Genomic DNA, 21,852 nt, shown 5'->3' on the forward strand with positions numbered 1-21,852 from the left:
CAACATTACTGCTTATAGGGTTGACTGTACGCTATAAGCATGTCAGGAAAAAGCCATTATAACGTGAAATGTCGCGGTATGTGACGTTGTTTCAGATATTTATAATAAAAAGGGGGCGAGTTTCGGGGACGGGCATAGCCCTACGAGTAGCGAGTAATACCTTGGAGCTTGCAACTATCTGCGATATCTCATAGTTGATCACCATCTCGCTTCTCGCAGCGCAGCGATCTCGACTCTCGCCTCTTTCCGCAAGGAAAAAAAAACCCGAGCAAAATGCTCGGGCAAGAATAAAAAATAATAAAAACTATCAATACTAAATCGAGGTATAACCAAAGGGGAGCATGACTTCCCCCAGCGGGTTATGGCGCATGGCGCAGTAGGCGAGATTAAAGAAGCTCTACAGACTGCTGTGCAATTACAAACTCTTCGTTAGTTGGGATAACCATAGCTACCGCATCCAACATTTCCGATTTTGCAATAATGCCTGCTTCACCGAAACGAGCCTGCTCGTTTCCTTTTTCATCTTCAACAAAACCTAGAAGTTTTAGGTTTTTCAAGATTTCACGGCGAATTGGTAGTGCGTTCTCACCGATACCACCAGTGAAGATCACTGCATCAAGGCTTGATAGTGGGATTAGGTAAGAACCAATGTATTTAGCAACACGGTAAGTGAATACCTCAAACGCTAGACGAGCACCTTCATGGCCCTCTTCCATCGCTTCTAGGATACCGCGCGCATCAGAAGTTAGACCAGAAACACCCAAGAAACCAGACTTCTTGTTTAGTGCTTCAAATACTTGCTCAGTTGTCCAACCTTTCTTGATTAGGAACTCGATGATGCCTGGGTCAAGGTCGCCAGAGCGTGTGCCCATCATTAGACCCGCTAGTGGCGTAAAGCCCATAGAGGTATCAACTGATTCACCGTTAGAGATAGCACATACCGATGCGCCGTTACCTAGGTGAACTGAGATGAAGCTTGACTCATCGATTGACTTGTTCAGCATCTTAGCCGCTTCGCGAGAAACGTAGTAGTGGCTAGTGCCGTGGAAACCGTAGCGACGGATACCGTATTCTTTGTAAAGCTCACCAGAGATTGCACCAGTGAATGCTTTTTCAGGCATAGTTTGGTGGAAAGCGGTGTCGAATACAGCAAATTGTGGCAATGCAGGGAACGCTTCCATTGCAGCGCGGATACCGATAGCACCTGCTGGGTTGTGAAGCGGCGCTAGGTCAGCCAGCTTTTCAATCTCAGCGGTCACTTCTTCAGTGATGCGAACTGTCTTAGTGAACTTCTCGCCACCGTGTACGATGCGGTGACCGATTGCAACGATGTGCTCAGAGAAGCCCAGTTGCTCAGTTAGACCAACCAGCTTGCCAATAGCAATTTTGTGGTGGCTGTCGTCACCTTCGATAGCGATTTCAGTCTTCTCGCCGTTGAACTTCCAGCTCATGCGCGATTCAGCAAGACCGAAGCACTCGCCTAGACCTGTTAGGACATCGTCACCTGTTGCTGCATCGATTACAGCGAATTTAAGAGATGAGCTACCAGAGTTGATAACCAGTACAAACGATTTCGACATGAGTATAATCCTGTAATAAGAGAAGGTATGGAGCACCCTGTTTACGTGTGCTCATTATTCAATAATTTTTGAGCGTTTCAACTTTTTTTTACTCATTCAACAAAAGTTAACGCGCTTTTTTGATGCAAATCAATTTTATTGACTGAATCAACAATTGTCTTGCCACACTCTTGCGCAAACGGTTGCGTTTTTGACCACATTGATTTGTGGAACAAAATCAGTCAAATCGCTTACAATTACATTGCTCAACAAAATTTGAGTTGTATGACAATTAATCCAAGTGACACCATCATAACATTTAAGGGCCAGATTAGAATGATGAATATTGGTGAAATCGCGAAATTGACCAATTTATCGGCAAAGTCGATACGACTCTACGAGGAAAAACAGTTGATTACGACACCTGAGCGCACAGATACCGGCTATCGCATCTACAATCAGCAGCACGTTGAGCAGCTTCATTTGATTGCTAAAGCTAAGCGCGCCGGGTTTTCACTACTGGAATGCAAGCAATTTGTTGACTTGGCAGGCGACCCCAATCGCACCAGTAAACAGGTGCGCGACTTTGCCGAGCATAAGCTGGCTGAGGTAGAGAGTAAGATTGCTGAGTTGACCTTGATCCGTCGTCAACTTGAGGCTTGGGTAAGCCGCTGCCCTGGCGATGAGGGCAGTGACTGTCCAATCATTGATGATTTGACTAAACGCTGATGATGTAACTAGAAAAAGTTAATTTCACCGCGGCCGCCGCCAGAGCCTTTGTTTGATTTAGGCTTATCCATGATAGGCGCATCTTTAGACTGAGCTTGGCGCTTGTTGCGGCTGCGCTGCTTACTACCCTTTGCCTGTGAGCTCGGTTTTTGTTGATTTGGTTTCGGTTGCTCTGCTGGGGTTTCAATCACCTCAACGGGCGGTGTGTCACAAACCACCACGTAATACTCCTGATTGAACTCAAGGAAGTCGCCGTCGTACATCTTGCGGCGCTTACGCACCTCGAGCTCACCGTTGACCGCAACATAACCCTCCGAGATCAGGTGCTTAGCCTGACCACCGCCATCAACAACGTTGGCCAGCTTAAGCACCTTGTATAGCTCGATCGGCTGAGATGAGACCTCAACACCAATCGCCTCAATCTCAATTTCTTCTTGATCAAACTCTTGTTGATCAATATCTTCTGGGAAACCTTCCACCAAAACCTCTAATAACTATTATGACACCGCTGAAAGCGATACAAGTGTCTTAGTGTAATCGTGTTTGGGGGCGCTAAACAAGCTCGCTGTTTCACCCTGCTCCACGATCTCACCCGCTTTCATCACAATAGTATAGTGGCAAAGTGATTTGACCACGCTCAGATCGTGGCTGATAAACAGATAGGTTAAGCCATATTTTTGCTGCAATGACTTGAGCAAATCAAGAACTTGGGCTTGCACGGTTCTGTCTAACGATGAGGTAGGTTCATCGAGTAAGATAAACTCTGGCTTGAGGATCAAGGCCCTTGCGATCGCGATCCGCTGACGCTGACCACCCGAGAATTCATTCGGATAGCGATGTCGGGTACTTGGATCGAGCCCAACCTCAAGCATCACTTCTTGGATCTTGTTATCCAGCTCTACCTCATCAAGCTCAGTATGGACAAGCATCCCCTCACCGATCACCTGTGCCACTGACATGCGCGGATTAAGTGCCGAGAACGGGTCTTGAAACACCACCTGCATCCGACTGCGATAAGGGAGCATGCCTTTTCTATCCAGCGGCTGAATATCGGTGTCTCGGTATTCGATCAAGCCCTCCGATTCAACCAGCTTGAGGATAGCCAATCCCGTGGTTGATTTGCCCGACCCCGATTCACCGACAACCCCAATCGTCTGGCCAGATTTGAGGGTGAAGTGCATATCGGTCACTGCTTTTACATGTGAGGTGACCCGTTTAAACAGTCCAGTCTTGATTGGAAACCACACCTTGAGTTTATCAACCGCCAGCAACTTACGTGCATCCTCACGCATCGCCACCGGCTCGCCGCGAGGGTCGGAGTTTATCAACATCTTGGTATAGGGGTGAGTTGGCGCCGAAAACAGCGTCTTGCACTCGCCGACTTCAACCAGCTCACCACTTTTCATCACCGCAACTCTGTCGGCAATTTGCTTAACGATACTCAAATCGTGGGTAATAAACAGCATAGCCATGCCCATCTCACGCTGGAGTGACTTGAGCAAATCCAGGATCTGTGCCTGTACAGAGACATCCAGCGCGGTCGTTGGCTCATCAGCAATCAGCAGCTCTGGCTCATTGATCAGCGCCATGGCAATCATCACCCGCTGGCGCTCACCACCGGATAACTCATGTGGATAGGCATCGATTTTTTGCTCTGGGTGACGAATACCGACTTTATTTAGCCAATCGAGCGCCAATTGGCGCGCCTTGCTGGCGCGCATACCGCGATGGAGCTCCAAGGTTTCGACCAACTGCTTACCAATCTTGTGCAATGGGTTGAGGGACACCATCGGCTCTTGGAATATCATGCCGATTCGCCCCCCCCGGATCCCGCGCAAGTGGCGCTCAGAGCAATTGAGCATATCAGTGCCATCAAAGTTGATGTGACCGCCCTGATAGCGAGCAGAGTTTTTCGGTAGCAGTTTTAAGATTGAATTGGCAGTCACGGACTTGCCCGAACCACTCTCCCCGACTAGCGCCAAGGTTTCGCCCTTGTTGATTGAGAGAGAGACATCCTGAGTTACCGTGCGCACACCTGTTTTGTCTTTAAAGCCGACCGTCAGTTCTTGAATGGTTAATATGGTTTCACTCATGGCCTAGCGTCCTTGTTGATGTGGGTCAAAGGCATCGCGGACCGCTTCGCCAATAAAGACTAACAGGGTCAGCATAATGGATAACACGGCAAACGCCGATATGCCGAGCCATGGCGCCTGTAAATTCGCCTTGCCCTGTGCGAGCAGTTCACCTAGTGAGGGCGAGCCTGCCGGTAAGCCAAAGCCAAGAAAATCAAGTGACGTTAAGGTCGTCACAGAGCCCGATAGGATAAAGGGCATCATAGTAAGCGAGGCCACCATGGCATTGGGCAGCATGTGGCGCCACATGATGCGCTTATCATCCACGCCCATGGCTTGAGCCGCTCTGACGTAGTCAAAGTTGCGGCAGCGCAAGAACTCTGCACGCACAATACCCACCAGCCCCATCCAGCTAAACAGCACCATAATCCCCAGCAGCCACCAAAAGCTCGGCTCGACAAAACTCGAGAGGATGATGAGCAAGAACAGGGTCGGCATGCCCGACCAGACCTCAATAAACCTCTGACCGAGCAAATCTAGCCAGCCACCGTAATAGCCCTGGCTAGCGCCTACGGCAACCCCAATCACACTTGAGATAATGGTGAGAATAAAGCCAAATAACACCGATATGCGAAAACCATAGATGATCCTCGCCATCACATCACGGCCTTTGTCATCGGTACCAAGCCAATTGACCTCAGACGGCGGCGACGGCACTGAACCTACCACATCAAAGTTGATTGACGAGTAGCTGAATCGAATCACCGGCCAGATGATAAAGCCCTTGTCTTCAATTAAATCGACAACAAACGGATCGGTATAGTCAGCTTCAGTCTCAAACTCTCCGCCAAACTCAGTTTCAGCGTATTGAGTGGCAATAGGAAAATACCAGCCGCTGTCATAGCGCACCACCAGCGGCTTATCGTTGGCGATCAGCTCGGCAAACAGGCTCAAAATAAACAATATGGAGAAGATCCACAGTGACCAATAGCCGCGCTTGTGGTTACGAAAGGTGGTCCACCTCGCGGCAATCATCGGATTCTTATGTTTTTCCTTATTCTTGGTTAGCATCTTAGCGTGCCTCAAAATCAATGCGTGGGTCGACCCAGGTGTAAGTAAGGTCGGAGATGATACTGAGTATCAGCCCGAGCAGCGTCATTATGTAGAGTGATGAGAACACCACTGGATAATCGCGCTGAATGGTTGACTCAAACCCAAGCAGTCCAATCCCCTCTAGTGAGAACATCACCTCAATCAGCATCGAGCCGGTAAAGAAGATGCTGATAAAGGCACTTGGAAAGCCGGCGATAATAATCAGCATCGCGTTACGAAACACATGACGGTAAAGAATCTTCTGATCATCGAGCCCTTTAGCCCTAGCTGTTACCACGTATTGCTTGTTGATTTCATCCAGAAACGAGTTCTTGGTCAGCATACTCAAGGTGGCAAAGCCGCCAATCACCATCGCGAGGGTTGGCAAGGTTAAGTGCCAGAAGTAATCGATGACCTGTTGAAAGGTGCTCATCTGATCGAAGTTATCCGACACCAAGCCCCGCAGTGGGAACCAACTGAAATAGTTACCGCTAGCAAAGAAGATGATCAATATGATGGCAAATAAGAAGCCAGGGATCGCGTACCCCACTATCACCACCGCACTCGACCAAATATCAAACCGTGAGCCATGGTGAATCGCTTTCATTATCCCAAGCGGGATTGAAACCAGGTAGATGATCAAGGTACTCCATAAACCCAGCGATATCGACACCGGCAGTCGCTCGACAATCAAGTCGATAACGTTGCCCCCACGAAACAGGCTATCGCCAAAATTAAAGCTGGCGTAGTTCTTGAGCATGTCCCAATAGCGCTCAAGGATCGGCTTATCGAAACCAAACTGCTTCTTGATCTCTTCCACCACCTCAGGGTCTAGGCCACGTGAGCCCTTATAACCAGTTGGTGTGGTATCTTGACCACTAGGGATATCAACCTCACTACCACCGCCTGAAAAGCGCTCCATAATGCCGGACGAGTGGCCCTCAAGCTGAGCAATCGCTTGCTCAACCGGGCCCCCTGGGGCAATTTGAATGATAAAGAAGTTAATGGTGATGATTGCCCACAACGTCGGAATAACGAGCAGCAATCGGCGAAAAATATAGGCAGCCATTATTGTCTATTAAAGTCCTTTTATTACTGACGCTTTTGTGGAAGTTTTTGTGCTTTGGTCTTTGACACCCACCAGGTATCGACGCCTAGGTCATATTTAGGCGTGATCTCTGGGCGCTCGAACTTGTCCCAGGTAGCAACACGATATAGGTTACTGTGCCACTGAGGAATGATGTAAAAGTTCCACTGCAGGTAACGGTCAAGCGCGCGGCCTAAAGACAGCAGCTTCTCTGGATTTTCTTGGTTTTGCGCAATCTCTAGCGTAAACGCGTCAACCACCGGATCTTCAACCCCGGCTCGATTGTAGGTTGAGTCAATATACGACGAGTGCCAGACAATCATCATGTCAGGACTTGGGTGAGTAAACGCCGGGTAAGCCGATGACACCATATCAAAGTCTCGCTCACGCAAACGCTTGATGTATTGCGTGGTATCTATGGTGCGAATGCGCATCTCGATCCCCATCCGCTTGAGGTTCTTTTGCACTGGGATTGCAATTCGCTCCGTGGTTGGGCTGTAGATCAGCAGCTCAAAGCTCATCGGCTCGCCCGTCTCAACGTTGGTCATTACCTTGTTCTGTAGCTCCCAACCGGCTTCTTTTAGCAAAGCAAATGCAGCGCGCATCTGAGCGCGAATACGCCCCGTACCATCTGTCACCGGCGGCTGGTAGATATCGCTATAAACGCGTGGAGGGATCTTGTCACCAAACGGCTCCAACAGGGCTTTTTCTTCGGCAGACGGTAAATCGGTCGCCTCATAGTCGGTGTTTTGGAAATAGCTGCGGGTGCGCTGATACTGGCTGTAGAACATGTTGCTGTTCATCCACTCAAAATCGAGTGCGTAGTTAAGTGCTTCACGAACTTTCGGGTCAGCAAACATTGGTTTTTGAATATTAAACACCAACGCCTGAGTGCCGGTGGGCTTTGAATGTGGGATTTCCTCTTTCTTGATGTAGCCACGGTCAAAATTGGCGCCGGTATAAGAGTTGGCCCAGAATTTTGCCGACGACTCTTCGCGGAAGTCAAACTCACCCGCTTTAAATGCTTCTAGCATCACCGTCTCATCACGGTAATAATCGTATTGGATTTGCGCAAAGTTATAGCGGCCCACATTGACTGGAAGATCTTTTGCCCAGTAGTCTGGATTAAGGCTGTAGGTGAGTGACTGACCTGATTTATAATCGGTGATCAAATACGGACCACTACCCACAGGTGGCGTGTCCAAAGGCTCTGAAAAGTCTTTCCCCTGCCAAAAATGCTTAGGCAGTACCGTCATCGATTGAGCCAGACTAAACAGCTTCTCACGATTTGGGTTATCCATCTCGATACGAGCGGTGCGTTCGCTTAACGCTTTAACGCTCGAGATATCTTGATAGTAGACACGATATTGCGGTACCCCTTGGGTCATAAAGGTCTGGAAAGTAAACTCGATATCTTCAGCCGTAATTGGCTCACCATCTTGAAACACCGCTTTAGGGTTGATATCCACTTCTAGCCATGAAAAATCGCTAGCGTATCTTACCTTTTCGGCAATCAGTGGATAATACGCATCGACCTCATCAGCGGGGCTGAACATCAAGGTATCGTACAGCTGCCCAGTCGCTGCAGCGGCCACGCCTCGCGAAGCATAGCGGTTAAAGTTATCGTACGTACCGACTTGACCGTAGGTCACTTTGCCATATTTAGGCGCATCGGGATTCACGTAGTCAAAATGAGAAAAGTCGGCGGGATATTTCGCTTCACCGAATCCGACCAAGCGGTCAGTTTCAATTACGCTGGGCTGCGCGTCCTCAGCGTAAGCTGACAGCGCAAAAAAAGAGACAGAAACACCCAAGATCACCTGCTTCAGTTTCCCCATTACCATTTCCTTATATTCCATTTGGGATAGAATTTGAGTATAACCCACTGAAAAAGAAAAAGACCAGTCGGTTTACCAACTGGCCTTAAAAACAGTTTATACGAGCACACTTTCAGCGTGACAGTGAAATTTGGGTTCCATTTGCCAAAACATGACTATTTCCCAAAATATGACTAGGTGCGGTAAAGCACCTTCACGACATGCCAGCCAAACTTGGTTTTGACTAGGTGCGGGACCAGCGTCTCGCCGCTGAAACAGATGCGATCAAAGGCGGGTACCATTTGACCTTTTTTAAACTCGCCCAAATCGCCACCTTTTTTGCCAGACGGACACTTAGAGTACTTACGTGCTAATGTCTGAAACTTCGCGCCTTTTTTTAGTTGTTTGATGATATCTTCTGCCTGCTCTTTGTGACTCACAAGGATGTGCAAGGCTGCTGCTGTGCGTGCCATTTAAATAACCTATAACGATAAAACGTGATCATTATACCATTTATTATCCTCTGCTCACTAGTTGAGGCTGGCATTGGGTATTTTATCTATATACCCAAGTGACCTCAAGATGCAGTTTCAGCGAGATTTGCTTGGTTTGCAGCCAAGGCGGTCACTTGAAGATTTAGTGGTTCTAAATCGAAAGTGACCAACGCAGGCTGCGAGCCGCGGGCGGCCAGCCAAGCAAACTCGCCCGAGGGAGTCAATATACAGGCTCATCTCCGCGTCAAATGACTTTGAAAGGGATGACCATTTCTGCAGCCATTTTCCTTGATATGAGCCTGTATATTGACTCTGAAGTCTGCATCTTGAGGTCACTTGGGTATAGCGATGGTTGGAAAACTTACCGTCAGCACAGTCGTTTATTTACAGTATTGAGGTAATTACTGGTTATGGTTGAGTTGCAAACCCAATCCAATCAAGCGCAAGGGATGTTGATGTTCACCCTCAACAGCCAACAACAGCGCTTTGCCATTGGCACGTTAAAAGTACGCGAGATTGTTCCGTATCTTCCCACCACACAAATTCCATACTCTCACCCTAACGTGATTGGCACCGTCTCAATCCGCGATAAAACCGTGCCGGTTATCGACATGCCCGGAGCGATTGGGTTTCGTCCAATCCAGCCAGAGGAGTACGAGAGTTGCTACCTGATTGTTACCGATTGTCTTCGTAGTGTGGTTGCGTTCATGGTTCGCTCGATTGAGAAGATTATTGAGTGTGACTGGCGCGCCATTGAGCCAGCGCCGCGCTCAGCTGGGCATCACGTTTTCGTTACCGGTATCGCGCGCTTTGACGACCAGTTGGTTCAGATGCTCGACATTGAGCTGCTGCTGTCAAAAATCTATCCTCAGCTCAATGATACCAGTCAACCTATCGTCACCGATATTGAACGAGAGCAGCTCAGAAGAACCAATATCTTGCTGGTGGATGATTCGGCCATTGCCCGCAAACAACTCGCCAACGCACTAGGCAATTTGGCGATACCTTATCAGATGGCAACCAATGGAGCCGACGGATTAGAGCGCATGCGAGAGGCAGCAGCGGCTGGCAACCCGTTTGATGTTTTGGTCAGTGATATAGAGATGCCTGGGCTCGATGGCTATGAACTGGTTTTCGCTGTGCAAAACAGCCCTGAGCTGCGCCACTGCTATCGCATCTTACATACCTCTCTCTCAAGTGAGATCTCAGTTGAGCGCGCCAACCAAGTCGGCGCGCACCAAGCACTAGAGAAGTTCAATGCGGCAGAGCTGGTTTCTGCAATGCTAGAGGGCGCTCAAAAGATAAGTGATCAAACCCTTAGCTAGGTAACGTAGTAGCACTTAGAGATTCTAAGGAACTGCTATGAGTCACAACAAAAGCACTTTACCTTCCAAAATATGTCCCGTTTGCCAGCGCCCTTTTTCTTGGCGGAAAAAGTGGCGGCTGAATTGGGACAATATCAAGTACTGCTCTAAGCGCTGCAGCAGTAAACGCAGCAGTAGTCGAGACAGCCAGTTAGCTACAACTGATTAATATCGCGTAAATAAAACTCGGCAGTTTGTAGGATCTCATCCTGCTCTGGATCACTAAGCTTGTCCCAATTACGGTAGACCATATTCATGCGCGGGTTGCGCGCTAGCCAGTCACGATGCTTGACCATAAAACGCCAGTAGAGCGGATTAAATGGGCAGGCCCCCTCTCCACTGCGCAGCTTGACTTGGTAGTGACACCCTCTGCAGTAGTCGCTCATGCGGTTGATATACGCACCGGATGAGATGTATGGCTTAGAGGCGATCAGGCCGCCGTCAGCATAGAGTGCCATACCCAATGTATTGGGCAGCTCCACCCACTCTATCGCATCAATATAGATACCCAGGTACCATTGATGGACCTCGGCCGGAGCCAACTCTGCCAACAAGGCAAAGTTGCCGGTGATCATCAAACGCTGAATGTGGTGCGCGTACGCATAATGCAATGACTGTTCAATTGCTTGTTGCATACAGCGCATCTTAGTTTGCCCATTCCAATAAAAATCCGGCAGTGCTCTTTGATGGCGCAAATGATTCAAGCCGGGATAGTCGGGCATATTGGCCCAGTACATACCACGAATGTACTCACGCCAACCGAGGATCTGACGAACAAAGCCCTCGACTTGCGCTAACGCCTGCTTCGAAGGGTTATGGTTGTAGACACGCTCGGCTGCGTCAATCACCTCACGAGGTGACAACAACTTGCAATTCAGGGCAAAAGACAATCGGCTGTGATACAAAGACCAGCGTGAGGTTGACTCTGCAGTCATTGCATCCTGGAATGTACCAAAATTTGGCAGGCACACTCGGCAAAAATGGGCCAACAGGTTCAGCGCTTGCGCACGATTAATTGGCCACAATAGCGCTTGGTCAACGTGACCAAACCCGAGCAATTGATGCTCACGCAGCCGCTCAATAATATCTCCTACCGGGTTGCTAAATACCAAAGGCTCCGGGAGCTCTGCGATATCGCTTGCCTTGAGTTTATGTCGATTATCGACGTCGTAGTTCCATTTTCCGCCCTCTGGAGCCTCCTCAGAGTCAACCAGGACCCCATGGCGCTTGCGCATGCGGCGATAAAAATGCTCCATCCTCACCGCTTTACCACTGGGAAATTCTTCGAGCAACCGGTCGAACTCGCAAAGGAAATGCTCAGTATCAAACTCCACCACCTGACAATCAGTCAAGCTCAGTTGGCGCAGCATACTCAGCAGGCGGTACTCATCCGGGCGCTGATAACAAAAGCGTTTCGCATCGACAACCTGACACACATCTGAAATCAATGGCGGCAAACTTTGATACACAGCAGTGTCATCTAGGGTGAGATGGACGACTTGATGACCATCTTTGGCCAAGTCGTCGGCGAACGCTTGCATCGCTGCAAAAAAAGCCACCTGTTTTTGCCGGTGATGACGGACATAGGTTTGCTCTTGAACCAACTCAGCGATCAGATAAAGCACATCGTCTTGTGGCTGCTTGAACCAACTGTGTTCACTGTTGAGTTGGTCACCCAATATCAGGCGCACCTGCCGATAGTGCTTACCCTTGATTAATTTCTGTATCGTCACTTAGCCACCTCTGGATAAACGCTTCATCTGGGTCATAGATCTCAGTCTGCTTTTGCAAATCAAACCGGCGATGACCACGAGGATCAGCGCCCACACCTGCCAAATATTGCCAATTACCCCAATTCGAACAGACATCATAATCAATCAACATTGCTTCAAAGTACGCTGCGCCAAAGCGCCAGTCCAAGCCAAGTTCGTGAACAAAGCAACTTGCTACTAACTGTCTACCCCGATTAGACATCGTGCCCGTGTATTTTAGCTGGCGCATACACGCATCCACGATCGCAAAGCCTGTGCAGCCCTCGGTCCATTGGCGGTATTGTTGCGAGTAAAACGTGGTCAAGGGTTTGCTTCCCTTAATTCCTCCAAACGAGAATAGCTTATTGCTGTGTTTTTCTGCATACCAACGAAAGTACTCACGCCAAAGCAACTCGAACCAAATCCAGTAGGTTGATTCATTGTAGCCATGGTTTTGTTGATAAGCCTCAAGGCACTCTACGATCTGTTTTGGGCTTATACATCCCCACGCCAGCCATGGTGAGAAACCAGTCGACTTGGTCCAATCATCAAGGTGGTTGCGCGTCTGCTTGTAATACGAGGGTCGTTGTGAGTCAAAATAGCCACGAAGCCATGCCTGACCGCTTGTCTCCCCACCCACAAACAAGCGTTGATCGTCAATTGGCTCTAGCGTCAACCAACGCATACCTTCATCATTGATCAACGCGAGTGGCGGCAGATTGTCCGGCATAGTGTCTAGCGCATGTCGAGGCGTGATATTGTCAACTTTCTTGCGAAAAGGAGTGAAGCTTGCTGGTAATTCACTGAGCGCAAACGGCAACTGCTCTAAATCAAACAGACCGCCTTGGTTGGCGATGTGCGTCGTAATTTCGGGCAATGTCGAGTTGAGGTAGCGTACTAGGGCATGTTGCTGATAGTCCGCACCACAATCATGATACAGGTCGCTGATGTGCGGGTTTTGTCCAAGGAGTTGCGTGAGTACCTGACTTGGTTGGCCACAAAACGTATGTAACACATGCCCATACTCCGCTAACCGACGCTTCAGGTCAGATATACACTGCTGCTCAAAGTTTGCCTGAGCCTTGCCTTGTGTTGCATGGGGAGAAAAATGGCGGGAAAAGACGCTAGGTTCAGGTTTAACATAAATAAAAGCAAGTTGGTCGCACTCATTCGCCGCCGAATGTAGTAAAGCGTTATCAGCCAAACGCAGATCCCGATGAAAATAGTAAATCCCAATACGCACACGCTACTCCTGTTAGTTTCACTATGCATGGTTACGTGAGTGACTAAAGGCTGATCACTTTGAATAAAATAAACCTAAGTATCAGCAGTAATTTAGGTCAATTTTCGATATTATCTAATACGTATTTTTCAGGTCAGGCTTTATCGCTCTGCTTGATTTCTCATAGTGTTAACTTTTTTGATGAGTCGCCTTGGAATAATTAAGGCTTACAGGCTTTTATCGCTCTTCATGTTCGTCTCATCACTTTGCTTATTTCGATACGCATCAAACGATATATCAATTGGAAATTCTGACTATGTTTGAAGAGTGGTTCACCACATCGGCTTTGCTCGCCTTTGGCCTGATTTTCTTGGGCTCTTTTGTTCAAACCGCCATTGGTTTTGGCCTTGCCATCGTTGCTGCGCCCTTGCTATTTCAGGTCTCCCCTATCTATGTACCTGGTCCAATCTGTCTTGTCGGTCTATGTCTATCCATCATGAATGCACTAAAACATCGAGAAAATATTGAGATGGGTGGATTAAAGATGGCTTTTCTTGGCCGCGTGCCCGGCACCCTGGCCGGTGGGTGGCTGTTGCTGGTGGTTTCAGGCGAACAGTTGTCGTTATTACTCGGGTTTATCGTGCTGTTTGCGGTGGTTTTGAGCCTGTTGCCTTTTCGTATTGAACCTACCCCAACTCGGATGGGGATCGCCGGATTCTTCTCGGGTTTTTTCGGTACCAGCTCTGCCATAGGGGGGCCACCCATGGCACTCTTACTGCAACATCAAGACGCGAGCAAGTTACGCGGTAACATGTCTGCGTTTTTTGTGTTTAGCTCTACGCTGACCCTACTGGTACTGATCCCCACCGGTTACTTTTCGCTAAACCACCTTTATCTCAGTATCCCACTGATACCGGCCGCATGGTTGGGGTATTACCTTGCGTATAAAACGACCCACTCTTTACCAAAAGAGAAGATCCGAATGGGGGCACTGATTCTTTGTTCAGTCAGTGGTCTTACGGCTATTGCTCAGGCTCTGTAAGCTCTTAAAAGTAGGACACAAGCGATAAAGAGCTAAGTTAACGATGCACTCTATTCGTCGGCAAACTCGCCGTAGCGAATAAAGTGATCTATCTGACGGGTGGCAAAGTCACTATAGATGAGGCTGGTATGACTTTGCTTGGTGACTATATGGTCGGTCATGCCCTCAATACGCGTTTCCGCTACTGTGACCGTGCCATCGGACTCTTCCATTTCTCCGAGCAGCAATCGGCGTGCACCGAGATCGAAGTTGCCCGCAATGCTGCCCAGCTTTTGCGGTAATTGCCAGCGATTGTCATGCATCGAAAGGCCATGCTCGGTTGAATTGCCCAAAATCATGCCCATCCCCATCTCTTCAATCACAGCAACAATCGATGCCCCTTGCAATGGAGAGCCAAGGGTGACTACATGGGAGACATGCTCAACAGAGGGTTGGCGGCTCTCAAGGTAACGCTGGATCATCAAACCACCGAGGCTATGTCCAACCAATATATTGGGCTGCTCTTGGTTTAAAGCTTGATCAATATCAGTAAAAACCTGCTCGGACTCAATAGCAAGGCTGTTGTAGGAGATAACTTGAGTACTGTAGCCCAACTTCTCTAGGTTTGACGCCAATGGTTGCATCACAACGCCATGCATGTACAGTCCATGCAGTATGACTATGTTCATTCCATTCCTCGTATTTGTGGCTAAGTGCACAGCAGGTCATAGGCCTTACCGGGCGCAGTCTTTACCTTACGAGATTTTTCCTAACAATCACAAGCGATTTTCATTATTCAATTACACTAATTGCAATAAGATCAACTGCATATTCTGGGTGGTCAATCACGTCATTGATGCTTTCGCACTCGAGTATCTGCTGCAAACTGCACGGCTTACTGAAATAATAACCCTGCACATACTTAACCTTGAGTGCCGCGAGTGTTTTTAGCTCGGCGAGCGTTTCGACTCCCTCCACGACGACATCCACCGCTAACTCGTGGGCAAGTTCAGTGAGCATTTTTACCGCTAAATACTTATGTCTCACGCTGTCAATATCAGAGATAAAACTGCGATCAATCTTGATACAATCAAACTTGATATCATTGAAGTATTGAAATGATGAGTTCCCAGAGCCGAAATCATCCACAGCGATATCAATGCCGTTGTCGCGCGCATTCATCACCTGCTCTGAGTCCATTAAGCTGTTATCGAAATAAGCCGACTCGGTGATCTCTATCATTACTGAAATATTCTCAGGCTTGTGCTTTTGTATCACCGTGCACAGCTCATCGAAGCACTTGAGCTTTTCATCGCTCTCTTTGAGTGAGCAGTTAAGAGATAAACGATGAACCGTTGGAAACTTAGCTCGAATTTTCTTCATTCCATGTAAGGCTCGCTCCGCAACGATTTTATCCAGCACATGCACGACACCAATTTTCTCCGCGGTATCGATTAATTTCTGAACCGAATACTCTTTCCCACCACCAGTAAATCGACACAAGGCTTCCAAGCGATGGATCCGGCCTGTTGATATATTCACGATCGGTTGAAAAGCAACGTCTATATTTCGCAGCCTCACGGCTTCCAATACAGCCGCGGTTAATTTCTGGTCAGTATTCGCCTTTTCTACCAATTGGCGATTAAAAAATGCATAAGGTGTTTTGCGCCTATCGTGGACACGCATAGTCTGCAGCGCTCGTTCTATCACCTTATCCAACGAGCTATTGTCAATACCATAGATATCAATGCCCCAATGTCCATTGACAATATCCCGATAGATCAAGTCATGAACGTTGCTTTTGAGTTCTTTGCGAAGCTGGCGCAACAACTTGGTCACCGCGTGGGTGTCCTGAAAGTTCTTTGGGCATAACTTGGTGACTAGGCAATACACACCACTCTCTAAACGCCCCATGACCAAAGGTATGGAGAGCTTCTTCAGTGCCAAAGAGAGTCGCCTATCCGCTTCTTCCCTAACCGACTTAAAAAAGTTTGGTCTGATACAGGCCACCATCAGCACTTGGTCCTTACAGCCCTGCTCGACTCGCTCAATAATGGCCTGCCTGCTGGGCAAATCAAAGCTTGGTTGCCATTTGACCTGTTCACTGTCGGTTAAATTGAGTTGTAAGCCATTAAGTTCATGTAGATTAATCACGTAAACTTGATTATCTGCCGACCAGCGAATGGCTCGCACGTCAATATCTTGAACGCTAGATTCCCCATTTGATTTGGCAAACTCTGCAACACTTCCCCATGACTCCTTATCGCGGTTATCGAGTAGCACAGACTGGATACTCTGGGCAGAGGACGCCCCAGCGCTCAATATCCAAACTGGCAGACCTAAGATCTGCTCTTCTTTCACATCAAATTTATTGAGTAATCGATGGTTAACACACAGGATATTGAAACTTTCATCGGCAATGATGACGCTTTTGCGCTGGTCATTGAGTAAGGTCTGTAGCAGCCACTCCGAGCCAACCTGGCTAGGAATAACCGATTGAACATTTCCCAATCCATTCACCTGCCCTTGGTGATTACCCTGGTGCTCGATATAGACAATACAGCTGCGCACGTCGTCGATTTGATAAATAAAAGATGCCCTCGCGACTCCATCATTATTTGGATGGAGTAAAAGGTTTCTTAGTCTTTTTCTGCTGACCGGGGAAATGTGACGAAAGACATCGAGCAAACTGAGTCGAAACTCAAAGCCTGCCCGCGACGCTCCGCTTGCAATGAACAGCGACCAAGTGGATAGGTCGAGTACCCACTTAAAGCTCTTTCCGACTAAAGAAGCAATCTGGCTGTCCATAACCTACCTTAAGCTTACCCAACTTTATGTAATTTTAGGAGATAACTAATATCAATCAATCACGTATATCCAAATAACCTCTAGATGCAGTTTCAGCGAGATTGGCTTTGTTTGCAGCCAAGTTTTCTCAGGCCCAAAGCACAGTAAGCGAGGTTAGTACTCGAGGCTTTCACATTTCTGATTTATCACCAACAAATAGTTGGCATAGGTTTTCGCCACTGTGTCATCCCGCCACTGATCAACAATTCTCACTGCGGCACAATAATAGTCACTGTTTTTCAATAAGGTAGATACCGTTTCATTCATGTCGTAGAAACGCTGTGATTCGATATCACCCAACTCACCGGGTGAGGTGTTCAAAATTGGTTCCAACCCAAACTCCAGCCAGGCTAAAAGTATTTCGCGCATTTCAAGTTCTGCTTCTGGTACATCTTCGCAAGAAAGGGCTCGCCCTTTAGGAGGGGGCTTTATATAGTGAGTTGCTGTGGGCGAGTCGACATATTTATACATGAATATTTCCTAACCAGTGTGGCTTGAAAATAATCTAGGAGTTAACCCGCGCAAATCAAATTAATAGGCCTATCACTAACTCGTTATTTGATTACCAGCAAGCCACCTGCAAGAAAATTTTGATTTCCAATAATCTATCCTAACTTACCTGTTAGGACTGTTAAGTAGGGACAAAGCAATGATTGATATTACTCAGTTAGAAGAAATGTTCGACGGTGATAAGGAGCTTATTCAAGCACTGTTTATGGCCTATCTCGATGATCACGTACAAGCTGAGAAGAAGGTGCAAGAGAAGGTCGACACGGGTGACTTTGAACAGCTGTTTTTCTTGTCACACACTCTCTGTGGCACGCTAAACAACCTGTGTGAATCCGATATCACGGCAAATTTGAAGCAGCTTGAAGAGGCCGCTCGCGATGGCAATCTCTCTAGCCAGGAAGATTTAACCAAGGTACTCAGCGAACTGCCGAAGATTGAGCAACAGATGAACGAGTACCTCGCCTAACAGCCAACCTAAAAGATACTTATGGCAAAGTAGCAAACCACCATCAAGCTACTTTGCTTCTTTCTCAAAGCTCTAACCAAGAAAGGTCAACCTTCTATGGTTGTGTCTTATCGATACAGCATTAAGGGCTTAACTTCGACCGACATAACCTCTTGTACAACTCGGCACCATTGCCTGGTTAAATAGGCGAGCTCGCGGTAGCTCTTGGATAACGCATTACGCTCAACCAATTCTAGATAGCGATAACACCACGGGAGCAGAAATTGTCCCAACAAGTGCTTGACCGCTTCAACATCGTAACGCAGCTCAAGAAGTTGGCTCACGGCAAACAGCATTAAGCCGAATTGATCTTCAGGATCATCCGCCCCTGTATTTACCTCGATTCCGTAATCTCTCAAAAACTGGCGATACTTGAGCGTGCTGATCCCTATCGGAGACTCACTCTGTTCAAGATACAGCGATCCCCATGGCGGGGCGACCAAGATCTCCCCACCCTCAAACAACAAGAAAAAGTCTTGCTCTAGGGTATCGGGTAACTCTCGATTGACGGTGTTCGACCAATCACTGAACACGCTCCCACCGCACTCAGACGCGTACGAGAGCGCACGTATTAGAGCCTGGTTATTGGCATCCGTTAGTGGATAGTAAAACAGCGACCCAAGGACCCTTGCCATGGTTTGTACGCTGTCTAAATCGATATCTGTGTGTTGGGACATGATCTTTCTTGTCTGCGGGTGATGTAATAAATCTAGTGTTAAAGGCGTTTTCCTGCCATTCCCAAACGAGCGACATCACGCACTTACAGTGTCAATCGTGGCTGGATAAAGTCGATAAATGCGGTAATTCGACGCGCAACATTGGATGACTTGTAGTACACCGCATTGACGAGTTCGCGCCCAGTATCCGTCATCTTTTGCTGCTCGAATAAGGCAATCAGCCTACCTGCTTGAATATCTTTCTTCACCATAAACCCCGACAGACACGCGATACCATTGCCATCTAACGCCATTTGACGCACGGTTTCGCCATTACTGGCGCTAAAGCAAGGGGTGATCATAACTCCCCCGTCGATTGGCCAATAGTTGAGGATCTTTACATCGGAAAACCCTATCAATTGGTGTGCAGCCAATTGATCACTGTGATGAGGTGTACCCCAAGCGGCCAGATACTCGGGCGAGGCTACAATAAATAATTCACTTTTGCCCAGTGCTCTTGCGTGCAAGGTAGAGTCGGTGAGCTTGCCGATACGAATCGCAATGTCAGTCCGCTTTTCTAGTAAGTCAACGAAACCCTCATTCGACGTCAACTCAAGCTCGATATCTGGATACTCAGTCTTAAATGCCTTAATCAGAGGAACGAGTTGATGAAAGATGAAAGGACTCGCCGCATCGACTCTCAATCGCCCTTGTGGGGTCAACCCTCTCGTCATCACCTCCTCTTCCGCCGCTTCGAGTTGCCCCAACGCCTGGCGGATTCGCTCAATAAACTGCTGGCCTTCTTCGGTCGGTTTCACCCGGCGTGTGGTACGATTTAGGATTGTCACGCCGAGTTGTGCCTCTATACGGCTGACTGCTCGTGAGACTTTGGCAACTTGGATCTCCATCTGCTCTGCTGCAGCAGAAAACCCACCGCTATCGACAACGGTGAGTAATATCTCTAAATCATCTGAACGTGTTCTCATCACCCCTCCCCCTTTATTGCAAATATAACAAAGGTCATTTGTCATTTTTACTGTTTCTGACAAAAGAAGATCTAAGCATAATGCGCCCCGTTCACTCACACAACGAGATACTATTATGCCATTAGCACTCTTTGCTCTTACGCTCAGCGCGTTTGCCATCGGCACCACTGAGTTCGTTATTGTTGGTCTGATCCCTACTATGGCATCGGATCTAAATGTTTCACTACCCTCTGCTGGACTACTTGTCAGCCTTTACGCGCTTGGTGTGGCCATTGGCGCACCCGTTTTGACCGCTCTTACTGGTCGATGGCCACGCAAGCGTGTCCTACTTGCCGTGATGAGCCTGTTTGTCTTGGGTAATCTGCTTGCTTGGCAGGCACCGAATTATACAACCTTGGTTGTCGCGCGTATTCTGACCGGGCTTGCCCATGGTGTGTTCTTCTCTATAGGTTCAACCATTGCAACGGGTCTGGTGGCCAAAGAAAAAGCGGCAAGTGCCATCGCGATTATGTTTACTGGCTTGACGGTTGCCTTGGTGACTGGCGTGCCCCTTGGAACCTACATTGGGCAATCTTTTGGTTGGCAAGCCACTTTCTTGATCGTCGCTCTACTTGGTCTCATTGCTCTTATTGGTAGCGCAATCTTGGTACCAAGTAACCTAAAGCAGCCACCAGCAACTAAGCTTGTCGATCAAATGAAGGTTCTAACTCAACCACGACTACTGCTGGTTTACTTGATCACCGCTCTTGGTTATGGAGGCACGTTTACCGCCTTTACCTATCTTGCGCCAATTCTAGAGCAGGTTTCAGGTTTTGAATCGACCGCAATTGGCTTGATTATGTTGGTTTACGGCGTTTCAGTCGCCGTGGGTAATATCTGGGGTGGTAAGCTGGCTGATAAAGCGGGCCCAATTAAAGCATTAACCATTATTTTCACCCTGCTTGCAGCGATTTTGTTGATGTTTACCTTCACCGCTGGCAATAAAATTACCGCGGTAGCGACCATCTTAATTTGGGGTGCATTTGCTTTTGGTAATGTACCAGGGCTACAGGTTTACGTGGTCAAACTGGCTGAGAAGTATGCACCGAATGCCATTGATGTTGCATCGGGTCTCAATATCGCGGCGTTTAATGTCGGTATCGCACTTGGTTCATGGGGCGGCGGTGTTATTGTTGCTGAAACAGGACTAATGAACACCCCTTGGGTTGGCGCGATTATTGTGGTCTTGGCTCTGATGCTGACACGTTTCAGTGGCGCGCTCGACAAGCGTTCTGCCTCTGCTGATACAACGGTGAAAGTAACTGTTTAAAAACCACAGTATTCTGACAAATACAACAAAGGCGGGTATTAACCCGCCTTTTCTTTTGCTAATCATCTGCGATCTTGTATTGAACGCCTAACACTCAGTGATAACGCGCTCTTGTGACCAACGCGCCTTAGGCAAGCTCGCATTGAAATCTTGCTCAGAATGGTGGCCAAGCGCCACTAATACAACGGACGTGTAGCCTTGCTCGCGTAAGCCAAACTCCTGATCAATCTTCTCAGCATCAAATCCTTCAATTGGCACGGCGTCGAGGCCGAGTGTTTTGGCGCCTAACAATAAGGTACCCACATTTAGGTAAACCTGTTTTTGCATCCAATGTTCGACATCACCAAGCTCATTGCGATGCAGGCCAACAAAATAACTCCTACCCGCATTCACCGTGTTCTTAACCTCTTCACTTGGGTAACGTCCAGCGCTCTCTTCGAGATCAGAGAGTGCTTTTAAGTAGTCATCATCCATCGAGGTTTTGGCACAAAATACCACCACGTGTGAGGCCGCTCTGACCTTGGCATCATTAAAGGCAAACCCATCCTGTGTGCCTTTGGCAACCCTTGCTTTACCCTCATCGGTGCCAGCGATGATAAAGTGCCACGGCTGTGAGTTGACACTTGAGGCGCTCAATCGAATCAACTCTTTGACGGCTGTCACCTGCTCTTCAGTCAATTTCTTTGAACTGTCAAAGGCTTTCGTCGCGTGACGAGACTTCGCGATGTTAACTATTTCCACACCAAAACTCCTGAAAGGTCATCTTTGCTACGGTACTGCAGCAGATTCATCGTGAGCACATAGTAGCAAAATACCCTGTGTTCACGATGA

The 21,852-nt window shown here is 48.1% G+C and carries 21 protein-coding genes; 6 read left to right on the top strand and 15 right to left on the bottom strand.

All coding sequences use genetic code 11. The annotated features are described in order from the left end of the window. Positions 1 to 386 precede the first annotated feature (386 nt). Complete coding sequence (locus ACSTTG_RS08660; protein WP_438460820.1) at positions 387 to 1,580, bottom strand: acetate/propionate family kinase; 1,194 nt, start codon at positions 1,578 to 1,580, stop codon at positions 387 to 389. A gap of 318 nt (positions 1,581 to 1,898) precedes the next feature. Between ACSTTG_RS08660 and cueR the strand changes: the two genes are divergently transcribed. Further along, positions 1,899 to 2,288 (top strand): Cu(I)-responsive transcriptional regulator, encoded by a 390-nt coding sequence (gene cueR / locus ACSTTG_RS08665; RefSeq protein ID WP_438474787.1) that lies wholly within the window; start codon positions 1,899 to 1,901, stop codon positions 2,286 to 2,288. 8 nt (positions 2,289 to 2,296) lie between these two features. Here cueR and ACSTTG_RS08670 read toward each other — a convergent pair whose 3' ends face one another. From ACSTTG_RS08670 to ACSTTG_RS08695, 6 genes are all read right to left on the bottom strand, one after another. Next, positions 2,297 to 2,767 carry an RNA-binding S4 domain-containing protein gene (locus ACSTTG_RS08670; protein WP_438460819.1) on the bottom strand — a complete coding sequence of 157 codons (471 nt, stop codon included), beginning with the start codon at positions 2,765 to 2,767 and terminating at the stop codon, positions 2,297 to 2,299. Positions 2,768 to 2,785: 18 nt separating this feature from the next. Continuing rightward, positions 2,786 to 4,381, bottom strand: coding sequence for an ABC transporter ATP-binding protein (locus tag ACSTTG_RS08675; RefSeq protein WP_438474503.1), 1,596 nt, complete (start codon positions 4,379 to 4,381; stop codon positions 2,786 to 2,788). Between the two features lie 3 nt (positions 4,382 to 4,384). Beyond that, a complete protein-coding gene (locus tag ACSTTG_RS08680) occupies positions 4,385 to 5,431 on the bottom strand; it encodes an ABC transporter permease (RefSeq protein ID WP_438460817.1) in 1,047 nt (348 codons plus the stop codon). Between the two features lies 1 nt (position 5,432). After that, a complete protein-coding gene (locus tag ACSTTG_RS08685) occupies positions 5,433 to 6,521 on the bottom strand; it encodes a microcin C ABC transporter permease YejB (protein WP_438460816.1) in 1,089 nt (362 codons plus the stop codon). Between the two features lie 23 nt (positions 6,522 to 6,544). Beyond that, positions 6,545 to 8,377, bottom strand: a complete 1,833-nt coding sequence (locus ACSTTG_RS08690; RefSeq protein WP_438474504.1) for an extracellular solute-binding protein — start codon at positions 8,375 to 8,377, stop codon at positions 6,545 to 6,547. Between the two features lie 173 nt (positions 8,378 to 8,550). Next, on the bottom strand, positions 8,551 to 8,829 hold the full coding sequence (locus tag ACSTTG_RS08695; RefSeq protein WP_438474505.1) for a peptidylprolyl isomerase: 279 nt from the start codon (positions 8,827 to 8,829) through the stop codon (positions 8,551 to 8,553). Positions 8,830 to 9,260: 431 nt separating this feature from the next. Here ACSTTG_RS08695 and ACSTTG_RS08700 point away from each other — a divergent pair, with 431 nt between their 5' ends. Both ACSTTG_RS08700 and ACSTTG_RS08705 read left to right on the top strand, forming a co-directional pair. Next, on the top strand, positions 9,261 to 10,175 hold the full coding sequence (locus ACSTTG_RS08700) for a chemotaxis protein (protein ID WP_438460813.1): 915 nt from the start codon (positions 9,261 to 9,263) through the stop codon (positions 10,173 to 10,175). Between the two features lie 37 nt (positions 10,176 to 10,212). Then, positions 10,213 to 10,383 (top strand): DUF2256 domain-containing protein, encoded by a 171-nt coding sequence (locus ACSTTG_RS08705; RefSeq protein ID WP_438460812.1) that lies wholly within the window; start codon positions 10,213 to 10,215, stop codon positions 10,381 to 10,383. On the opposite strand, the gene ACSTTG_RS08710 is transcribed toward ACSTTG_RS08705, so the two are convergent. Both ACSTTG_RS08710 and ACSTTG_RS08715 read right to left on the bottom strand, forming a co-directional pair. Continuing rightward, entirely contained in the window at positions 10,370 to 11,947 is a 1,578-nt protein-coding gene (locus ACSTTG_RS08710) for a cryptochrome/photolyase family protein (RefSeq protein ID WP_438460811.1), read from the bottom strand. The genes ACSTTG_RS08705 and ACSTTG_RS08710 overlap by 14 nt on opposite strands. After that, positions 11,919 to 13,208 carry a DASH family cryptochrome gene (locus ACSTTG_RS08715; RefSeq protein WP_438474506.1) on the bottom strand — a complete coding sequence of 430 codons (1,290 nt, stop codon included), beginning with the start codon at positions 13,206 to 13,208 and terminating at the stop codon, positions 11,919 to 11,921. Before ACSTTG_RS08715 ends, ACSTTG_RS08710 begins: the two co-directional genes overlap by 29 nt. Positions 13,209 to 13,503: 295 nt before the next feature. Between ACSTTG_RS08715 and ACSTTG_RS08720 the strand changes: the two genes are divergently transcribed. Then, positions 13,504 to 14,229, top strand: a complete 726-nt coding sequence (locus tag ACSTTG_RS08720; RefSeq protein ID WP_438474788.1) for a sulfite exporter TauE/SafE family protein — start codon at positions 13,504 to 13,506, stop codon at positions 14,227 to 14,229. 50 nt (positions 14,230 to 14,279) lie between these two features. Here ACSTTG_RS08720 and ACSTTG_RS08725 read toward each other — a convergent pair whose 3' ends face one another. The 3 genes from ACSTTG_RS08725 to ACSTTG_RS08735 all read right to left on the bottom strand — a co-directional run bounded on the left by ACSTTG_RS08725 (position 14,280) and on the right by ACSTTG_RS08735 (position 17,526). Then, positions 14,280 to 14,897: an esterase/lipase family protein gene (locus ACSTTG_RS08725; RefSeq protein WP_438474508.1), complete on the bottom strand. Its 618-nt coding sequence runs from the start codon at positions 14,895 to 14,897 to the stop codon at positions 14,280 to 14,282. 103 nt (positions 14,898 to 15,000) lie between these two features. Further along, positions 15,001 to 17,016 (bottom strand): EAL domain-containing protein, encoded by a 2,016-nt coding sequence (locus ACSTTG_RS08730; RefSeq protein ID WP_438474509.1) that lies wholly within the window; start codon positions 17,014 to 17,016, stop codon positions 15,001 to 15,003. A gap of 153 nt (positions 17,017 to 17,169) precedes the next feature. Next, entirely contained in the window at positions 17,170 to 17,526 is a 357-nt protein-coding gene (locus ACSTTG_RS08735; RefSeq protein ID WP_438460806.1) for a hypothetical protein, read from the bottom strand. Between the two features lie 178 nt (positions 17,527 to 17,704). Here ACSTTG_RS08735 and ACSTTG_RS08740 point away from each other — a divergent pair, with 178 nt between their 5' ends. After that, positions 17,705 to 18,031: an Hpt domain-containing protein gene (locus tag ACSTTG_RS08740; RefSeq protein ID WP_438460805.1), complete on the top strand. Its 327-nt coding sequence runs from the start codon at positions 17,705 to 17,707 to the stop codon at positions 18,029 to 18,031. Between the two features lie 107 nt (positions 18,032 to 18,138). On the opposite strand, the gene ACSTTG_RS08745 is transcribed toward ACSTTG_RS08740, so the two are convergent. Beyond that, the gene (locus ACSTTG_RS08745; protein WP_438474510.1) at positions 18,139 to 18,747 is read right to left on the bottom strand and encodes a molecular chaperone TorD family protein; all 609 of its coding nucleotides are present in this window, start codon (positions 18,745 to 18,747) and stop codon (positions 18,139 to 18,141) included. Positions 18,748 to 18,830: 83 nt separating this feature from the next. Next, positions 18,831 to 19,712 carry a LysR substrate-binding domain-containing protein gene (locus ACSTTG_RS08750; RefSeq protein ID WP_438474511.1) on the bottom strand — a complete coding sequence of 294 codons (882 nt, stop codon included), beginning with the start codon at positions 19,710 to 19,712 and terminating at the stop codon, positions 18,831 to 18,833. 115 nt (positions 19,713 to 19,827) lie between these two features. Here ACSTTG_RS08750 and ACSTTG_RS08755 point away from each other — a divergent pair, with 115 nt between their 5' ends. Further along, on the top strand, positions 19,828 to 21,021 hold the full coding sequence (locus tag ACSTTG_RS08755; RefSeq protein WP_438474512.1) for an MFS transporter: 1,194 nt from the start codon (positions 19,828 to 19,830) through the stop codon (positions 21,019 to 21,021). Between the two features lie 87 nt (positions 21,022 to 21,108). Here ACSTTG_RS08755 and nfsB read toward each other — a convergent pair whose 3' ends face one another. Continuing rightward, the gene (gene nfsB, locus ACSTTG_RS08760) at positions 21,109 to 21,762 is read right to left on the bottom strand and encodes an oxygen-insensitive NAD(P)H nitroreductase (protein WP_438474513.1); all 654 of its coding nucleotides are present in this window, start codon (positions 21,760 to 21,762) and stop codon (positions 21,109 to 21,111) included. Positions 21,763 to 21,852: the final 90 nt, after the last annotated feature.

The organism is Vibrio glycogenivorans (genome assembly GCF_051660965.1).
Lineage (GTDB): Bacteria > Pseudomonadota > Gammaproteobacteria > Enterobacterales > Vibrionaceae > Vibrio.

What these genes read in the sequence shown, in the direction of transcription:
- ACSTTG_RS08755 (WP_438474512.1), top strand. Translation starts at nt 19,828, where the DNA reads ATGCCATTAGCACTCTTTGCTCTTACGCTCAGCGCGTTTGCCATCGGC.
- ACSTTG_RS08725 (WP_438474508.1), bottom strand. Translation starts at nt 14,897, where the DNA reads ATGAACATAGTCATACTGCATGGACTGTACATGCATGGCGTTGTGATG.
- ACSTTG_RS08690 (WP_438474504.1), bottom strand. Translation starts at nt 8,377, where the DNA reads ATGGGGAAACTGAAGCAGGTGATCTTGGGTGTTTCTGTCTCTTTTTTT.
- ACSTTG_RS08685 (WP_438460816.1), bottom strand. Translation starts at nt 6,521, where the DNA reads ATGGCTGCCTATATTTTTCGCCGATTGCTGCTCGTTATTCCGACGTTG.
- ACSTTG_RS08705 (WP_438460812.1), top strand. Translation starts at nt 10,213, where the DNA reads ATGAGTCACAACAAAAGCACTTTACCTTCCAAAATATGTCCCGTTTGC.
- ACSTTG_RS08740 (WP_438460805.1), top strand. Translation starts at nt 17,705, where the DNA reads ATGATTGATATTACTCAGTTAGAAGAAATGTTCGACGGTGATAAGGAG.
- ACSTTG_RS08675 (WP_438474503.1), bottom strand. Translation starts at nt 4,381, where the DNA reads ATGAGTGAAACCATATTAACCATTCAAGAACTGACGGTCGGCTTTAAA.
- ACSTTG_RS08660 (WP_438460820.1), bottom strand. Translation starts at nt 1,580, where the DNA reads ATGTCGAAATCGTTTGTACTGGTTATCAACTCTGGTAGCTCATCTCTT.
- ACSTTG_RS08695 (WP_438474505.1), bottom strand. Translation starts at nt 8,829, where the DNA reads ATGGCACGCACAGCAGCAGCCTTGCACATCCTTGTGAGTCACAAAGAG.
- ACSTTG_RS08735 (WP_438460806.1), bottom strand. Translation starts at nt 17,526, where the DNA reads ATGTATAAATATGTCGACTCGCCCACAGCAACTCACTATATAAAGCCC.
- ACSTTG_RS08745 (WP_438474510.1), bottom strand. Translation starts at nt 18,747, where the DNA reads ATGTCCCAACACACAGATATCGATTTAGACAGCGTACAAACCATGGCA.
- ACSTTG_RS08680 (WP_438460817.1), bottom strand. Translation starts at nt 5,431, where the DNA reads ATGCTAACCAAGAATAAGGAAAAACATAAGAATCCGATGATTGCCGCG.
- ACSTTG_RS08730 (WP_438474509.1), bottom strand. Translation starts at nt 17,016, where the DNA reads ATGGACAGCCAGATTGCTTCTTTAGTCGGAAAGAGCTTTAAGTGGGTA.
- ACSTTG_RS08720 (WP_438474788.1), top strand. Translation starts at nt 13,504, where the DNA reads ATGTTTGAAGAGTGGTTCACCACATCGGCTTTGCTCGCCTTTGGCCTG.
- ACSTTG_RS08700 (WP_438460813.1), top strand. Translation starts at nt 9,261, where the DNA reads ATGGTTGAGTTGCAAACCCAATCCAATCAAGCGCAAGGGATGTTGATG.
- cueR (WP_438474787.1), top strand. Translation starts at nt 1,899, where the DNA reads ATGAATATTGGTGAAATCGCGAAATTGACCAATTTATCGGCAAAGTCG.
- ACSTTG_RS08750 (WP_438474511.1), bottom strand. Translation starts at nt 19,712, where the DNA reads ATGAGAACACGTTCAGATGATTTAGAGATATTACTCACCGTTGTCGAT.